Raw genomic sequence first — 16,215 nt, forward strand, 5'->3', positions numbered from 1 at the left:
CGTGTCGCAACGTTGCGCGCGGGGGCGCCCGACGGTGAATCGTTGCGAAACACTGAGCTCGCCAGCGCGCGTTTCACCCGAATGCCGCGATACTGCACCATTTTAGCGGTCGTTGGTGGGGACGTGACCACTGACAGTCTGCAACCACCCGATCACTCCCGCCTCGGTACCGAGCCGGTGTTCCGGCCTCGCGACCAGGGGGGTGACAGCGAGCGCTACCCGCTCGAATACTGCGCGAGAGTGTGGGAGGACTTCATCCGGACGCTGGGCCGGATCGAGGCGGACTTCCTCCAGCGCTCCAATACCACAGAACCGGGCGTCAAGGCATGACGTACACCGAGCCGAGGCCGGGCGGCTACGGGCCCCCTCCCACCGGCCACCGGTCCGCCCCCGCACCCCCTCCCGGGGAGCGGTTCGAGGTGGCAGCCGATTATGAGATGAATCCTTTCCCCCTGCCCGACCCGGAGACCATCGAGGGCCGCTGGGACCTGGAGGGGGACCTGGCCCGGCTGCTCCAGACGTCCTCCGCCGAGGAGGCGGTGCACACCACCGGCCCCATCGGACCACCGGTCACCCCCCTGCGAGCCCCCTCCCCCGCGCATGTGCGGGGGCGCGGCAAGCGCCGCCGGGTCCGCTTCCGGCTGCCGACCATGCCGTGGCTCCATGTGATCAGCCTGATCTTCGCGGCGGTCACCACGGTCATCGTCGCCATGCTGAGCGTGCTCGGCGGCATGATCTCCTACCGCCCGCTGCGCTATCTGGCCTCCCCGAGCACCACGGAGTCCATGGCGGCGTGGTGGCCCCTGCTGGTCTACGGACCCTGGCTGGTCGCCTCGCTGTCGGTGCTGCGGGCCGCCCTGCACCGGCGGGGCGCGGCGCACTCTTGGGCCGTGGTGGTGCTCTTCTCCACCATCGCGGTGTTCCTGTGCGTGGCACACGCCCCGAGGAACGCGCCCAGCATCGCCGTGGCCGGCCTTCCCCCGGTCGCCGCGCTGGTCTCGTTCCACCAGCTGGTGCGGCAGATCACGCTCACCAGCCCGCCACGCCACGCGCTGCCCCGGACCCGGGGCGAGCAGCGTGGCATGGCGAGATGAGCCACCGTCGCGATACAGCGCAACAGCCCCACTCACCCGAGCCGAGTGGGGCTGTTGCGCTGTATCGCTCCCAGGAGCCGCCCTCTCAGTCCCAGGAGACGCCGCCTCAGTCCCAGGAGACGTGGAGGGGCTTGCCCTCGGCGTAGCCCGCGGCGCTCTGGACGCCGACGACCGCCCGCTCGTGGAACTCCTCCAGCGACCCGGCGCCCGCGTAGGTGCAGGAGCTGCGCACGCCCGCGACGATCGAGTCGATCAGGTCCTCGACGCCCGGCCGGGCCGGGTCCAGGAACATCCGCGAGGTGGAGATGCCCTCCTCGAACAGCCCCTTGCGGGCCCGCTCGTACGCCGACTCCTCGCTGGTGCGTTTGCGCACCGCGCGCGCCGACGCCATGCCGAAGCTCTCCTTGTACGGGCGGCCGTCGGCGGTGTGCTGGAGGTCGCCGGGCGACTCGTACGTGCCCGCGAACCAGGAGCCGATCATGACGTTGGACGCCCCGGCAGCCAGCGCCATGGCGACGTCGCGGGGGTGCCGGATACCGCCGTCCGCCCAGATGTGCTTGCCGAACTTCCGCGCCTCGGCGGCGCATTCCAGCACCGCGGAGAACTGCGGCCGGCCGACGCCGGTCATCATGCGGGTGGTGCACATGGCACCCGGCCCGACGCCGACCTTGACGATGTCGGCACCGGCCTCGATGAGATCGCGCACCGCCTCGGCGGCGACCACGTTGCCCGCCACCACCGGCACCCGCGGGCCCAGCCCACGGACCGCCTTGAGCGCGCTGATCATCGACTCCTGGTGGCCGTGGGCGGTGTCCACGACGAGGGTGTCCACCCCGGCGTCGAGCAGCGCCTTCGTACGGCCCTCCACATCGCCGTTGACCCCGACGGCGGCCGCGATCCGCAGCCGGCCCGCCGCGTCCACCGCGGGCGTGTAGACCGTCGCGCGCAGCGCTCCCTTGCGGCTCAGGATGCCCGCCAGCTTTCCGTCCGCGTCCACGGCGGGCGCCAGCTTGCGGTGGGCGGCGTCCAGGCGGCTGAACGCCTCCTGGGGGTCGATGTCGGCGTCGAGCACCATCAGCTCCCGCGACATCACCTCGGACAGCTGGGTGAAGCGGTCCACCCCGGTCAGGTCGGACTCGGTCACCACGCCCACCGGACGCCCGTCCTCGACCACCACACCCGCGCCGTGTGCCCGCTTGGGCAGCAGCGACAGCGCGTCGGCGACGGTGCCGGTCGGGGCGAGGACGATCGGGGTGTCCAGCACCAGATGGCGGCTCTTGACCCAGCGGACCACATCGGTGACGACGTCGATCGGGATGTCCTGCGGGATGACGACGAGGCCACCGCGCCGGGCGACCGTCTCGGCCATGCGGCGGCCGGCGATCGCGGTCATGTTGGCGACGACGAGCGGGATGGTGGTGCCGGTGCCGTCGGGGGCCGACAGGTCCACTCCCTGGCGGGAGCCGACCGCGGAACGGCTCGGCACCATGAACACATCGTCGTACGTCAGGTCGTAGGGAGCCGGAGATGACTTTACGTAGCGTCCGGTGCCGGGCTCAAGGAATTGCATACTTCTACATTTTCACATGAAGGGAGGCAGGTCACCCCCAGGATGACACAGCAAACGACCCCCGTGATCATGTAATCCTCCAAGGAGCACGACGCTGCCGCGGCGCCTCGCCGGCGGACGGCGCCGGCTCAGGAAAACGCGAAGACTTCCTTGTCCGTCTCCACTCGGTCTTCGTCTATGTCGATTCCGAATCCCGGCCGGGTGGGCAGCGGGATCACTCCGCCCTTCGGAACGAGAGCCTCCACTTCGAAGTAGTGCTTTTCGGGAGTGAAGCGGTAGAGGTACTCGACAGACGGACAGAGCTGCGGCGATTGGCTTGCCACGATATGCAGCGCGGCGTGAATACCGTGCCCGTGCGGGAACACCTGAACGCCGAACGGCTCGGCCATGGCGCACATTCGCACCACTTCGGTGACGCCACCGCACCATTCCGGATCGACTTGCACCACGCTCAACAGCCCCTTCTGCAAGAAGGGCAGGAGATCGTAGCGGTCGTACAGATGCTCACCGGCCGCCAACGGAATGGTGGTCGAGGAACAGAGCTGCGCGAACGACGGTACCGCCGCCGCCGGGAATGGCTCCTCCAGCCAATCCGGCCGGAGGTGCTCCACCCGGGCGCACCAGGCCCGGGCATAGGGAAGGTCCCATTCTGGGCGGTGTAGCCCTCGTCGAGCAGTTCCTCCGCCGTGCGCTCGACTTCGCCGTCGGAATGAAACGTGCCATGAGTGCTGGCATAAGCCGGGATATGCGTGCGACCGGCCCCTCCGAGCAACTGCCAGACGGGAACGCCCATCAAGCGGCCGCGCAGATCCCACAGCGCGTTGTCCACGGCGCTTATCGCGATCTTGCGGGTTCCATGGCGTGAGTGCCGGTCGGTGCGCTGCAACACATCCCAGATATAGCCGTTCGCCATCGGGTTCAGGCCGAGCAATCCGCTCGCCATGCCGTCCGCCAGCGGGGCGACCACATCCTGGTCGAGCGGCCCGTATCTGCCGGTCACACCGGCCGTGGTCGCGATCTCCAGGTACCTGGCGGTCCTGCGGTGGGGGTCGGACAGCAGCACCTGGCCCGACCAGCTCCGGCTCAGGATTGTTCCATGCGGAGAAGGACGGGATGCCGATGGCGCTGCCGGGGCCGACGGACGACAGGACGGGGGCCTTGGTGAACACCTCCGGGTAGGGGCCCAGTCCCACCTCGAGATACTGGGACCACATGCCTTGCGCGGTCAGCACCTCGATCACGCGAAGCGCCTCCGGGGACCCCGGCGCCACCGCGATGCTTCCGCCGAGAGCGTCCATGACCAGGCCGCGGACGGCCGAGGCGCGAGTGAAGTCGCCGCGGCAGCGCTCCTCGATGACCCGCTCGATCAGGCTCTCGGTGAAGGTGATGCCGCATGCCTTGATCACCTGTAGGTCGCTGGGCGCGAGCAGCCGCGGGACGTTCGGGTCCGCACCCGCCGACGAGGCGGCGACGTCCCCGAGGGACCAACGGACCGGTGCCGCGGCCCGCGCGACGGCACCCCCGGGTGCGGCATGCTCGAGGAGCTCGGCGACGGCCGAGAACTCGTCGGTGAGGTCCGGGAGTTGGTCCCCGCGGACGGTCACCACTCGGGGGCCTCCCGTCTCGGGGTCCCAGACCCGTCCGACAAGAACGGAACGCGCGGAGTCCGCGGGCAGCAACTGAGCCGAGAGAGGCCCCTCATCGCTCGCGTCGAAAGTGGTGAGTGCGTATGACGTTCATGGCTGCTCCTTCGCACGCCTTCGCCTGCTGCCGGCCGTCCGCGGCGCGTCCACTATGAGGTTCGCCGGGCACCCCGCCACGATGTGTTCCGCTCACCGGAACGGGAGGCCGGTGCGGCGATCGCGGGGCAGCGATGACGGCCCGGCCGCCCCACCAGAGCGGGGGCGGCCGGGCCGTATGAGGTTCCGGACTGTCTCAGTCCGTGGGGCGCGGGTTTCGTCGTGGGGTGGCGCCGCGGTTCACCAGCCGGGCCCGCGCCTGCCCACGTTGCGCGACAGGCCCAGCGCCGTGGCCCGCAGGGTCGGCCAGACCCGCCCTGCGTCGATCCTCGCCGGATGCCCGGCGACCGAGATCGCTCCGACCACCACTCCGCTCGCGTTCCGGACCGGGGCGGCCACGCACGCGACCCCGACCACGGCCTCCTCCCGCTCCTCCGCGAAGCCGCACGCCCGCACGCGCTCGATTTCAGCGCGGAGGGCGACCAAGTCCCGCACCGAGCGTGAGGTCTGACCGACCAGGCCGCCCGATACCAGAGCATCAAACCGGCCGGGAAGGCCATGGGCGAGGATGGCCTTGCCCAGCGCCGTGCAGTGCATCGGCAGCCGGCCGCCCACGCGTGGGGGCTTCCGAGGCTCGTCGAGGGCGTTGATCTTCTGGATGTACACCACGTCGGGCCCCTCCGGCACCGCGAGGTTCACCGTGGCACGCGTCGCCTCGGAGAGGCCGGCGAGGAACGGCGCCGCGGCGTCGCAGAGCGAGCGCTGGACGGAGACGAGCTGGCCCCACTCGAACATCCGCATCCCCAGGCGGTAACCCCGGCGGGTCCACTCGAGCACCTTCCACTCGCCCAACTCGCCGAGCAGGCGGTGCAAGGTGGTCTTGGGGATACCGGTCCGCCGGTGGAGTTCCGCGAGGCTCAGCGATTCATCACCGGGCTCGTAGGCGTTCAGGAGCGCCACGGCCTTCCCGAGGACCGACTTCGGCACGGACACGTGACTCCTCAGCGAGCGGGGCTGCTGACCTTAACCCTGCTCACAGGCCCGCTCAAGCCCTCGGCACTACGCGGCGAAGCCGCCGTCGGAGCCGACCCGTGATCCCCGGGGGGAGCTTACGGCCCGTCCGGGTCGGCGCGGTCGAGAGCGGGGTGGGCGGCGGGGGTGATCCCGAGCAGGTAGTCCGCGGCGGCGGTGTCCGTCACCAGGCTGGTGACCAGGCCGGACCTCAGCACCGCCCCGATCGCCTCGGCCTTGCGGCGGCCACCGGCGATGGCCACCACCTCGGGGATCCGGCGCAGCCGGTCGGCCTCCACGGTGATGCAGCGCTCGCCCAGGTCGCGGCCGATGCGGCGGCCCTCGGCGTCGAAGAGGTGGGCCGACATCTCGGCTGCGGCGCCCAGGCTCTCGTAGTGGGCCCGCTCCTCCTCCGTCAGCATGTCGTAGACCGTGGAGATCCCGGCCTCCCACGAGCCGATGGAGACGCAGGCCACGGTGACCTTGTCGAAGTACTCGAAGGCGCGGGCGATACCGGTCTGGCCGCGCAGGGCGTCCGCGGTGGCGGTGTCCGGCAGCAGCATCGGCGCGTAGATGGGATGCGCCTCACCGCCGGAGACGGCGGCGGCGCGGCGCACCGCCTCGACCGAGCCGCGCTCGGCCGTGCCCGCGTCGTACACGCCCGTGAGCTGGACGACGGTGCACGGGGGCAGCCGGTGCAGCGCGGCCGCCATGTGGATCGTGGACCGTCCCCAGGCCAGCCCCAGCACATCCCCCTCGGTCACCAGCTCGCCCAGCAGGTCCGCGGCGACCTCGCCGAGGTTCTCCGGGTCCGGGGTGTCCGCCTCGGCGTCGGCCGGGGACTCCACGACGACCGCGTGGCGCAGCCCGTAGCGGGCGCGCAGCGCGTCGGAGCGCTCCGCGTCGAGCTCGGCGGGAACCCGGATTTCGATGCGCACCAGATCGCGCTCGAGCGCCGTCTCCAGCACCCGCGCGACCTTGAAGCGGCTGACGCCGAATTCCTCGGCGATCTGGATCTTGGACTTGCCCTCGAGGTAGAAGCGGCGCGCCATGGCGGCCGCCTGCACCAGTTCGGCGGGTCCCATCCGCGTGGCTGAACGGCCCGTCGACACCGCGGTCTCCTCACTATTCACTGTCCGGACTCACCGTTCATCCTGTCAGAAACGGCGGAGTTGGTTTGGCCTTCACCCTTGAGTTCATCGACCGGTAGCTGCGTCGCCTCATGAACCGGGGGTGCCGGTCGCCTTTTCGGCCAGGTGGCGCAGCTCCCGTACGGCCTTGGCCGGGTCGTCGGCACCGTAGACGGCCGAGCCCGCGACGAACACATCGGCGCCCGCCTCGGCGCACCGCTCGATGGTCTCGGCCGAGACCCCGCCGTCCACCTGCAACCACATCTGAAGGCCGTGCCTGGCGATGAGCTGCCGGGTGCGGCGGATCTTCGGCAGCATGATGTCGAGGAACGCCTGGCCGCCGAAGCCGGGCTCCACGGTCATCACCAGCAGCATGTCCAGCTCGGGCAGCAGATCCTCGTACGGCTCGATGGGCGTGGCGGGCTTGAGCGCCATCGAGGCCCGTGCGCCCTTGGCCCGGATCTCGCGCGCCAGCCGCACCGGCGCGGCCGCGGCCTCCACATGGAAGGTGACGGAGCCGGCGCCCGCCTCGATGTACTGCGGCGCCCAGCGGTCCGGGTCCTCGATCATGAGATGGCAGTCCAGCGGGGTCTGCGTGGCCCTGCCCAGCGATTCGACCACCGGCACGCCGAGGGTGAGGTTGGGGACGAAGTGGTTGTCCATGACGTCGACGTGGAGCCAGTCGGCGCCTTCGACCGCCTTCGCCTCATCCGCCAGGCGGGAGAAGTCTGCGGACAGGATGCTGGGATTGATCTGCGGGGCCATGGGTCCAAGCCTCCCACGATCGGCACCGGTCCATGGAGCCGGGATCTGATCATCGGCCCCGCCCGGATCACCTCGGCCCCGCTCAGATCACCCCGGCACCCGCCCGGATCACCTCGGCACCCGCTCGGATCGACGGAAGCCGAGGGAGGCGAGATCATGAAGGTGGTCGAGCAACCCCTACAGGCAACCCACCATGACGAGCGATCCAATACCCCGGCACCCCCGCACCGCGGTGTGCGCGGCGCTGACGGCCGCCATCGTCGCGGCGCCGGTCGCCGGGGCCGGGCCCGCCTCCGCCGCGACCACTGCGGTCACCGCGGCCACCGCACCGCGGCCGGTCTGCGTCTCGCACCAGTCCGGACTGGCCGGAAGGATGTCCAAGGACATCGCCGGCGCGCTGCGCGGCCGGTCCGGAACGGTCGCGATCAGCCTCCGCGACCACACCACCCACACCCGCTGCACCCTGCGCGCGAACCAGAGGTTCGACTCCGCGAGCGTGGTGAAGGTGACGGTCCTGGGGACGCTGCTGTGGGACGCCCAGCGGCACCACCGGGGACTGACCAAGCGCGAGAAGACCCTCGCCAAAGCCATGATCACCAAGTCGGACAACGCCTCGACCAGCAAACTGTGGAAGCAGCTCGGGCCCGCCAGGGTCAAGGCGTTCCTGCGGGCGGCCGGAATGGACGCCACCGTGCCCGGCAAGGACGGCTACTGGGGTCTCACCCGGATCACCGCGAACGACCAGGAGCGGCTCCTGGAGCTGATCACCCACCCGAACACGGTGCTGAACGACGCCTCCCGCACGTACATCCTCTCGTTGATGGGCAAGGTCATCCGGGAACAGCGCTGGGGCACCCCGGCCGGCGCCCCGCGCGGGGTGCGGATCCAGGTGAAGAACGGCTGGCTGGAGCGGTCCTCGCACGGCTGGCGGGTGCACAGCGTCGGTGCCTTCACCGGCGGCGGCCACGACTACACACTCACCGTGCTCACCCAGGACGACCGCACCATGCAGGCGGGCGTGGCCACCATCGAGGCGGTGGCGCGCGCGGTGCACAGGGACCTCAACCCCACCGCCCACGCCGATACGCTCTACGCCCCGACCGACCGGCCCGAGGAAGCGCTTCCGGCCGTTCCGAAGGACTGAACTCCCGTTCCGGAAAGGACTGGCCCCAACGGGGCGCGGTCAGCCGGTGCGGCGCAGCAGGGCCAGATACATGGCGTCCGTGCCGTGCCGGTGCGGCCACAGCTGGATGTCGGGGCCGTCGCCCAGCTCGGGCACCCCGGGCAGCAGCGGCCGGGCGTCGATCCACTCCGCGGAGACGGCCGCGCCGCCCCGCCCCTTGAGGACGTCCTCGACCACCGCCCGGGTCTCGGCCGGATGCGGGGAGCAGGTGGCGTAGCCGACCACCCCGCCGATCCGCACCGCGGCCAGCGCCTCCCGCAGCAGCCCGCGCTGGAGCGGGGCGAAGCCCTCGAGGTCCTCGGGGCGGCGCCGCCAGCGCGCCTCGGGGCGGCGGCGCAGGGCGCCCAGGCCGGTGCAGGGGACGTCCACCAGCACCCGGTCGAAGGACTCCGGGCGCCACGGCGGCCGGGTGCCGTCCGCGGCGATCACCTGGTACGGGCCCGGGTTGCCCGCCAGGGCCCCGGCCACCAGCCGGGCCCGGTGCGGCTGCTTCTCGGCGGCCAGCAGCGAGGCGCCGCGCTCCGCGGCGAGCGCGGCGAGCAGCGCGGCCTTGCCGCCGGGGCCCGCGCAGCCGTCCAGCCAGCGCCGGTCGTCCCCCTCCAGCGGGGCGTTCGCCAGCGCGATGGCCACCAGCTGGCTGCCCTCGTCCTGCACTCCGGCCCGCCCGTCCCGCACCGCCTCCAGCGCACCGGGCTCGCCGCCCTCGGTGAGCCGCACCGCGTACGGCGACCAGCGGCCCGGCTCCGCGCTCTGGTCGCCGACCGCGTCCAGCAGCTCCCCGGGCGTGGACCGGCCGGGCCGGGCGACGAGGGTGACCTCGGGCCGTTCGTTGTCGGCGGCCAGCAGCTCCTCCATACCGGCGCTGCCGCCGCCGAGTGCGTCCCACAGCGCGGAGACGACCCAGCGCGGATGGGAGTGGCGGACGCCCAGATGCTCCTCGGGGTCCTCGTCGTAGGGCGGGGCGACCCGCTCCAGCCAGCCGTCGAGGTCATGCGTGGCGATCTTGCGCAGCACGGCGTTGACGAACTTGGCCCGGCCGTCGCCGAGCACCACCCGGGCCAGCTCGACGCTCGCCGAGACGGCGGCGTGGGTCGGGATACGGGTTCCGAGCAACTGGTGGGCGCCGAGGTTCAGTACATCGAGCACGGGTGGATCCACCTCGCGCAGCGGGCGGTCCACGCATTCGGCGATGATCGCGTCGTAGGTGCCCTGGTGGCGCAGGGTGCCGTAGACCAGCTCGGTGGCGAGCGCCGCGTCCCGGGAGTCGAATCGCGGCCCGCCGGTCTCCGCGCTCTCCCGCGCCTTGCGCAGCAGGGGCGGGAGAACGAGGTTGGCGTACGCGTCCCGTTCGTCGACCGCCCGCAGCGCCTCGAAGGCGAGGATCCGCACGGGGTCCTTCTGCGGGCGGCGGTAGGGCTTGCCAGGCCGGTTCGGGGTGTGGGGGCGGCGACGACGGGGCTGGTCGGTCACGGGAAATGTGCTCCGGGAGACGGATCGGGCTGAAAGGACCAGCCTACGTCGCCGGGGCGTCGGCGGTCGTGGGGCCGCCGTCCAGGGCCGTACCGTCCACGATGGTTCCGTCCACCGTCGTGCCGTTGACGGCGAATCCGTCGTCGACACTCGTCGGCTGCTCGAACTGGGTGCGGTACAGCTCCTCGTAGCGGCCTCCGGCGGCCATCAGCGCGGTGTGCGTGCCGCGCTCCACGATCCGCCCGTCCTCCACCACGAGAATGAGATCCGCTGCCCGGACCGTGGACAGCCGGTGGGCGATCACCACCGCGGTGCGCCCGTCCAGCGCCTCGCCGAGCGCCTCCTGGACATCCGCCTCCGAGGTGGAGTCCAGATGCGCGGTGGCCTCGTCCAGGATCACCACCCGGGGCCGGGCCAGCAGCAGCCGGGCGATGGTCAGCCGCTGGCGCTCGCCGCCGGAGAGCCGGTAGCCGCGCTCGCCCACGACGGTGTCGAGACCGTCCGGCAGCGCCGCGATCAGCCCCTCGAGACGGGCCCGGCGCAGCACCTCCCACAGCTCCTCGTCGGTGGCCTCCGGCCGGGCCAGCAGCAGATTGGCGCGGATCGAGTCATGGAAGAGATGGCCGTCCTGCGTGACCATGCCGAGGGTGGCGCGGATCGAGCCGGCCGTCAGATCGCGGACGTCCACCCCGGCGAGCCGAACGGCGCCGTGGTCGGCGTCGTAGAGCCTCGGCAGCAGCTGCGCGATGGTCGACTTCCCGGCGCCGGAGGAGCCCACCAGCGCGACCATCTGGCCCGGTTCGGCGCGGAAGGACACCTGGTGCAGGACCGGGACGCCACCGCGGGTGTCCAGGGTGGCGACCTCCTCCAGGGAGGCGAGGGAGACCTTGTCCGCGGCCGGGTAGCCGAAGTCCACGCGGTCGAACTCGACGGACACCGGGCCCTCCGGGACCTCCCGGGCGTCCGGCTTCTCCTTGATCAGCGGCTCGAGGTCGAGCACCTCGAAGACCCGCTCGAAGCTGACGAGCGCGCTCATCACCTCGACCCGCGCCCCGGCCAGCGCGGTCAGCGGCGCGTACAGCCGGGTGAGCAGCAGCGCGAGCGCGACGACGGCGCCGGGGTCGAGCCGCCCGTGCAGCGCGAACCAGCCGCCGAGGCCGTAGACCAGGGCGAGGGCCAGGGCGGAGACGAGGGTCAGGGCGGTCACGAAGGAGACCTGGACCATCGCGGTCCGCACCCCGATGTCCCGCACCCGGCGGGTCCGCGCGGCGAACTCGGCGGACTCGTCGGCGGGCCGTCCGAACAGCTTGACCAGGGTCGCCCCGGGCGCGGAGAAGCGCTCGGTCATCTGGGTGCTCATCGCGGCGTTGTGCGCGGCCGCCTCGCGCCGCAGCTTCGCCAGCCGTCCGCCCACCCGGCGCGCGGGCAGCAGGAAGACGGGCAGGAGCAGCAGCGTCAGCAGGGTGATCTGCCAGGAGATCCCGATCATGACGACAAAGGTGAGCAGCAGCGTCACCACATTGCCGACCACCCCGGAGAGGGTGTCGCTGAACGCCCGCTGCGCGCCGATGACGTCGTTGTTGAGCCTGCTGACCAGCGCACCGGTGCGGGTCCGGGTGAAGAACGCCACCGGCATCCGCTGGACGTGGTCGAAGACGGCGGTGCGCAGATCGAGGATCAGCCCCTCGCCGATGTTCGCCGACAGCCAGCGGGTCACCAGCCCGAGTCCCGCCTCCGCCACGGCGATCGCGGCGATGAGCCCGGCCAGCCAGAGCACCGTGCCCTGTCCCGAACGGTGGACGATCGCGTCCACCACCCGGCCGGCCAGCAGCGGCGTCGCCACCGCGAGCACCGCCGCGACCGTGCTCAGCACCAGGAACAACAGCAGCTGACGGCGGTGCGGACGGGCGAAGGCGCCGATGCGGCGCAACGTCTCGCGGGAGAAGGGCCGCCGGTCGTCCTGGGCATTGGCCGTCTGATACAGGGAGTGCCAGGCGGTCGATTGCATGTCCATCACGTACCTCCGAGGTCTCGTGAGGAACGTAAGACTTCAACCTCGGTTGAAGTCAACATCCGCCTCCTGGGCGCCTCCGTGGCGCAGCTGGTCCTGGCGCGGCCTTTGGCGTGGCGTTCAGCGCGGCCTTCGGTGTGGCGTTGGGCGCGGCGGGCCGCTCAGGCCCCCAGCCGCTCGCCCTCCGCGATCCGCACCCCACGCGCCCAGTCCGCCGCGGGCATCGGCTTCTTGCCCTGCGGCCGTACCCAGGTCAGCTCGACGGCATGGCTGCCGGTGCCCACGTACACGGCCTTCTTGGTGACGGCCGGCACACCGGGCGCCAGATCCGTACGGTCCGTCACCGGCCGGGCCGAGACGACCTTCAGCCGCTCCCCCCGAAAGGTGGTCCACGCGCCCGGGGCGGGGGTGCACGCGCGCACCAGCCGGTCGACACGCAGCGCGGGCGCCGTCCAGTCGATCTCCGCGTCCTCAACGGTGATCTTCGGGGCGAGCGAGATGCCCTCGGCCGGCTGCGGCACCGGGCGCACGGTGCCGTTCTCGATGCCGTCCATCGTCGCCTCGAGCAGCCCGGCACCGGCGAAGGCGAGCCGGGTCAGCAGATCGCCGCTGGTGTCGGTGGCCCGCACCTGCTCCGTCACCACCCCGAACACCGGCCCGGAGTCCAGCCCTTCCTCGATCTGGAAGGTCGAGGCGCCGGTCATCTCGTCGCCCGCCAGCAGGGAGTGCTGCACGGGGGCCGCGCCCCGCCAGGCCGGGAGCAGCGAGAAGTGCAGATTGACCCAGCCGTGCGCGGGGATCTTCAGCGCGGCCTTGGGCAGCAGCGCGCCGTAGGCCACCACCGGGCAGCAGTCCGGCGCGATCTCGGTGAGCCGGGCGAGGAACTCCGGATCGCGCGGCTTGGCGGGCTTGAGCACCTCGATGCCCGCCTCCTCGGCCCGCTCGGCGACCGGGCTGGCCACCAGTCGGCGGCCGCGTCCGGCGGGCGCGTCGGGACGGGTCACCACGGCCACCACCTCGTGCTTCTGGGACGCGATCAGCGCGTCCAGAGCGGGCAGGGCGACCTCGGGGGTACCGGCGAAGACGAGCCTCATGGGTGGCGAACTACCTCTCACACAGCGGATACGGCGGGAACGTCGCGAACAGCGTCTGAAGTCTATGGTCCGCCGTCCGAGGGGGCGTACGAGCGGACTGCCGCACGCCCCGGACCGTGACCGACGGGCGGGTGCCGCGTTGGTCAAGGCAGATTGACCGCATCGGGCCGCTGTCGCGGCCCGAGCCCTTTCCCGCCGTCCGTCCGACTCCCCGCCCTTCCCCCCAACTCCCCCATCCCCCAATCCCCCGTCAACGCCGGTTCGAGAGGCTTGTTCATGGCCGACCACGCAACTCATGACGCCCAGGCACGGGCCAGCCTGCACCTCCTGGTCCGGGACATCGAGCGGGTCCGCCGCCAGGTGGACGCGCTGCGCACGCTCACCGCCCAGCTCGGCAATGTCTACCGCCCCCGTCGCACCGGCCCGTCCGCCGGTTTCGTGGTCTACGGACGCGCCCCGGCCCCCACCGTGCGGCTCGCCCAGGAACTGCGGGACAGCGTCGAGACGCTGGTCACGGCCGCGGTCGACTTCGATCGCTCGCTCGGCTTCTCCTGGGACGCGGTGGGCTCGGCGCTCGGTGTCACCAAGCAGGCGGTGCACCGCCGTTACGGCGCCCGCCGGGCCGCCGCGCAGAGCGCGGCCGAGGGCGGCGAACCGTCCACGGGCCGCCCGGCCGAGCCCGCCCCCCTGCCCTCGGTGCCCGCCGCCCGCACGGTCCCCCCGCAGTCGGCCCCGTCCCTCCGCGAGGACCCCCGCCCGAGCGCCTTCCCGAGCCCCCGGCCCTCTCTTTAGAGGCTCGGTTTTCCCCGGCCACCGCTGGGAGGCGCCCCCGCCGGGGCGCAAGAGCCTCCCCAGCGGCCACCGCCGGGAGGTGGTCCCGGGCCGGAAGACCCAAGCCACCGGATGCTTTACGGCACCGGAGTCAGCCGATGTCCAGGGGATCCACCCGCACCGCGGGATCCCTGTCCCCCCGGGCCAGGCGGCGGGCCTTCGCCTCCTTGAGGGCTGCCGCGAGGGCGCTGCCCTGGCCGGGGCGGACCCGTAGCAGGGCGCGCTCCCAGACCTCGCCCGCGGGCGGGTCCCCGGGGCGGCGCGGGCGGCCGGGGGGCGGCGGGGGCAGCGGGACCGGGCCCAGGATCTCGGCCCCCTCGGGCAGTTGGGTCGAGGCGATCAGCTCGGCCACCGCCTCCGCGGGGCCGGTCACGGCCGCCATCCGGGAGATCGGCGGGAAGCCCAGATCGGACCGCTCGGCCAGCTCGCGCGCCGCGTAACCGGCCGGGTCCCAGCGCACCAGCGCCTGGACGGGCCGCAGCGTCGGCTCGGCCATGATCACCACCATGCCGCCCCGGCCGTCGTCCCCCTCCTCCCCATGGCCACGGACCAGCGAGGCCGCCTCCAGCCAGTGGCGCAGCGCGTCCTCACCGGCGCGCAGATCGGGGCGGCCGAGCAGGGCCCAGCCGTCGAGCAGCAGCGCCGCGGCGTAGCCGCCCTCCGCGACCGGTTCGGCGCCCGGTGTGCTCACGACGAGCGCCGGACGGTCCGGGACGGACGTCAGCACATGGTCACGACCCGATGTGCGGACGGGCACGGACGGAAAGGCGCGGCCCAGCTCCTCGGCGGTGCGCCGGGCGCCGACGACGGACGCCCGCAGCCGGACGCCCCCGCATTCGCGGCAGTGCCAGGCGGGCTCGTCCCGCCCGCACCAGCCACACACCAGATGGTCCGCGTCCCGCGCCTCCAGCGGGCCCGAGCAGTGCGCACAGCGCGCGGGCTCCCGGCAGCGCTCACAGGCCAGCTTCGGCACATACCCCCGGCGCGGCACCTGCACCAGCACCGGGCCGCGGGTCAGCGCCTCCCGTACGGTCTGCCACGCGATCGTGGGCAGCCGGGCGGCGCGGGCCTCGGCGTCCCGGGCCACCTCGCCCTCGTCGACCGTACGGATCAGCGGGGCGGCGGCCCGGACCCGCTCGCGGTCGGCCTCGAGCGGCCGGGCCCAGCCGTTCTCCACCAGCTGGGCGGCCTCGACGGTACGGCCGAGGTCGCCCAGCAGAAATCCGGTCTTCTCATGGACGGCGCGCAGCAGCAGCACATCGCGGGCGTGCGGCTGCGGCAGCCGGTCGTCGCTGTGACTGCGGTCCCCGTCGTCCCAGATCCCCACCAGCCCGAGGTCCCGGACCGGCGCGAACATCGCCGCCCGGGTGCCCACCACCGCCCGCACCGAGCCCCGGCTGACCGCCAGCCAGCGGCGGTAGCGCTCCTCGGGCCCGAGGTCGGCGGTGAGCAGCACATGCCGCCCCGGGCCGCCGAGCACCTCCGCGAGCGCGGCGTCCACCCGCTCGGCGGTCCGCCCGTCGGGCACGACGACGAGCGCCCCGCGCCCGGACGCGAGCGTGGCGGCCACGGCGGTGGCCCACTCCCGGGGCCAGTGCGGTCCGGGCAGCGCGGTCCACACGGCACGCGGCCGGTCCCCGCGCACCAGCGCCTCCAGGAACCCGGGCCCGGCCGGATAGCGCGCCCAGCTCCCGGGCGCGGGCGGCTCCGGCGGGGGCAGCGGCGCCGGTGACGGCTCGCCCTCGGCACGGGCGTTGCGCTTGGGCAGGGCCAGCTGGAGCACATCGGCGAGCGACCCGGCGTACCGTTCGGCGACCGCCCGGCACAGCGCCAGCAGCCCCGGCCCCAGCACCTCCTCGGTGGAGACCACCTGCGCGAGGGCGGCCAGCGGGCCCCGGTAGTCGGACTCGGCGACGCGCTCGATGATGTACCCGTCGAGCAGCCCGCCCCCCTCGCGCCGCCCCTCGCGCACCTTCCCCGTCCCGGCCCCGAACCGCACCCGCACCCGCACCCCGGGCCGGGCCTCGGCGTCCATCTCGGCCGGCACCGCGTAGTCCCACAGCTTGTCGAGGTGGACCGGCCCCTTGTCCACCAGCACCCGCGCCACCGGCCGCTCCGGGGCCAGCGCCGCCCCCCGCCAGGTCCGCGGCTTCGCCTTGGGCACCTTGGCCTTGCGCACCGTCTCCCGAATGAGCGCGAGCTGCTCCCCCTCCGGCGCCTCCGCCGGATCCCTCGGCCGCTCGTTGTCCCTGCTCACAGATCAAGTCTTAGCAGACCGCACGGACAGCTACGCAGGCGAAGGCCCGGGCGCCGCGGG

Annotated in this window: 13 protein-coding genes and 1 pseudogene; 4 read left to right on the plus strand and 10 right to left on the minus strand. The window is 72.8% G+C overall.

Features of this window, described 5'->3' with window-relative positions:
• Positions 1–123: 123 nt before the first annotated feature.
• Both KHP12_RS12685 and KHP12_RS12690 read left to right on the plus strand, forming a co-directional pair.
• Complete coding sequence (locus tag KHP12_RS12685; RefSeq protein ID WP_086882120.1) at positions 124–330, plus strand: hypothetical protein; 207 nt, start codon at positions 124–126, stop codon at positions 328–330.
• Between the two features lie 107 nt (positions 331–437).
• Positions 438–1,094 carry a DUF2637 domain-containing protein gene (locus KHP12_RS12690; RefSeq protein ID WP_372455191.1) on the plus strand — a complete coding sequence of 219 codons (657 nt, stop codon included), beginning with the start codon at positions 438–440 and terminating at the stop codon, positions 1,092–1,094.
• A 106-nt stretch (positions 1,095–1,200) separates the two neighbouring features.
• On the opposite strand, the gene KHP12_RS12695 is transcribed toward KHP12_RS12690, so the two are convergent.
• From KHP12_RS12695 to rpe, 6 genes and pseudogenes are all read right to left on the minus strand, one after another.
• Entirely contained in the window at positions 1,201–2,664 is a 1,464-nt protein-coding gene (locus KHP12_RS12695) for a GuaB1 family IMP dehydrogenase-related protein (protein WP_086882719.1), read from the minus strand.
• Between the two features lie 128 nt (positions 2,665–2,792).
• Positions 2,793–3,479, minus strand: a complete 687-nt coding sequence (locus KHP12_RS53335) for an enolase C-terminal domain-like protein (RefSeq protein ID WP_308016763.1) — start codon at positions 3,477–3,479, stop codon at positions 2,793–2,795.
• Positions 3,440–3,727 (minus strand): annotated as a pseudogene (locus KHP12_RS53340) (hypothetical protein); the annotation flags it as partial. The pseudogene KHP12_RS53340 and the gene KHP12_RS53335, both read right to left, overlap by 40 nt.
• A gap of 916 nt (positions 3,728–4,643) precedes the next feature.
• Entirely contained in the window at positions 4,644–5,396 is a 753-nt protein-coding gene (locus tag KHP12_RS12705; protein WP_211832952.1) for an IclR family transcriptional regulator, read from the minus strand.
• 116 nt (positions 5,397–5,512) lie between these two features.
• The gene (locus tag KHP12_RS12710) at positions 5,513–6,499 is read right to left on the minus strand and encodes a sugar-binding transcriptional regulator (protein WP_075200442.1); all 987 of its coding nucleotides are present in this window, start codon (positions 6,497–6,499) and stop codon (positions 5,513–5,515) included.
• A 135-nt stretch (positions 6,500–6,634) separates the two neighbouring features.
• Complete coding sequence (gene rpe / locus KHP12_RS12715) at positions 6,635–7,309, minus strand: ribulose-phosphate 3-epimerase (RefSeq protein WP_086882716.1); 675 nt, start codon at positions 7,307–7,309, stop codon at positions 6,635–6,637.
• 193 nt (positions 7,310–7,502) lie between these two features.
• Here rpe and KHP12_RS12720 point away from each other — a divergent pair, with 193 nt between their 5' ends.
• On the plus strand, positions 7,503–8,453 hold the full coding sequence (locus KHP12_RS12720; RefSeq protein ID WP_211832953.1) for a serine hydrolase: 951 nt from the start codon (positions 7,503–7,505) through the stop codon (positions 8,451–8,453).
• Between the two features lie 39 nt (positions 8,454–8,492).
• Here the strand turns inward: KHP12_RS12720 and KHP12_RS12725 are convergent, their stop codons facing one another.
• From KHP12_RS12725 to fmt, 3 genes are all read right to left on the minus strand, one after another.
• Entirely contained in the window at positions 8,493–9,962 is a 1,470-nt protein-coding gene (locus tag KHP12_RS12725; RefSeq protein WP_211832954.1) for an RsmB/NOP family class I SAM-dependent RNA methyltransferase, read from the minus strand.
• A 43-nt stretch (positions 9,963–10,005) separates the two neighbouring features.
• Entirely contained in the window at positions 10,006–11,976 is a 1,971-nt protein-coding gene (locus KHP12_RS12730) for an ABC transporter ATP-binding protein (protein WP_211832955.1), read from the minus strand.
• Positions 11,977–12,134: 158 nt separating this feature from the next.
• Complete coding sequence (gene fmt, locus KHP12_RS12735; RefSeq protein ID WP_211832956.1) at positions 12,135–13,067, minus strand: methionyl-tRNA formyltransferase; 933 nt, start codon at positions 13,065–13,067, stop codon at positions 12,135–12,137.
• 276 nt (positions 13,068–13,343) lie between these two features.
• Between fmt and KHP12_RS12740 the strand changes: the two genes are divergently transcribed.
• Positions 13,344–13,859, plus strand: coding sequence for a hypothetical protein (locus KHP12_RS12740; RefSeq protein ID WP_210610208.1), 516 nt, complete (start codon positions 13,344–13,346; stop codon positions 13,857–13,859).
• A gap of 130 nt (positions 13,860–13,989) precedes the next feature.
• Here the strand turns inward: KHP12_RS12740 and KHP12_RS12745 are convergent, their stop codons facing one another.
• The gene (locus tag KHP12_RS12745; RefSeq protein WP_210610206.1) at positions 13,990–16,155 is read right to left on the minus strand and encodes a primosomal protein N'; all 2,166 of its coding nucleotides are present in this window, start codon (positions 16,153–16,155) and stop codon (positions 13,990–13,992) included.
• Between the last annotated feature and the right edge of the window lie 60 nt (positions 16,156–16,215).

This window comes from Streptomyces asiaticus (assembly GCF_018138715.1).
Classification (GTDB): domain Bacteria; phylum Actinomycetota; class Actinomycetes; order Streptomycetales; family Streptomycetaceae; genus Streptomyces; species Streptomyces asiaticus.

What these genes read in the sequence shown, in the direction of transcription:
- KHP12_RS12740 (WP_210610208.1), top strand. Translation starts at nt 13,344, where the DNA reads ATGGCCGACCACGCAACTCATGACGCCCAGGCACGGGCCAGCCTGCAC.
- rpe (WP_086882716.1), bottom strand. Translation starts at nt 7,309, where the DNA reads ATGGCCCCGCAGATCAATCCCAGCATCCTGTCCGCAGACTTCTCCCGC.
- KHP12_RS12720 (WP_211832953.1), top strand. Translation starts at nt 7,503, where the DNA reads ATGACGAGCGATCCAATACCCCGGCACCCCCGCACCGCGGTGTGCGCG.
- KHP12_RS12730 (WP_211832955.1), bottom strand. Translation starts at nt 11,976, where the DNA reads ATGGACATGCAATCGACCGCCTGGCACTCCCTGTATCAGACGGCCAAT.
- KHP12_RS12710 (WP_075200442.1), bottom strand. Translation starts at nt 6,499, where the DNA reads ATGGGACCCGCCGAACTGGTGCAGGCGGCCGCCATGGCGCGCCGCTTC.
- KHP12_RS12695 (WP_086882719.1), bottom strand. Translation starts at nt 2,664, where the DNA reads ATGCAATTCCTTGAGCCCGGCACCGGACGCTACGTAAAGTCATCTCCG.
- fmt (WP_211832956.1), bottom strand. Translation starts at nt 13,067, where the DNA reads ATGAGGCTCGTCTTCGCCGGTACCCCCGAGGTCGCCCTGCCCGCTCTG.
- KHP12_RS12690 (WP_372455191.1), top strand. Translation starts at nt 438, where the DNA reads ATGAATCCTTTCCCCCTGCCCGACCCGGAGACCATCGAGGGCCGCTGG.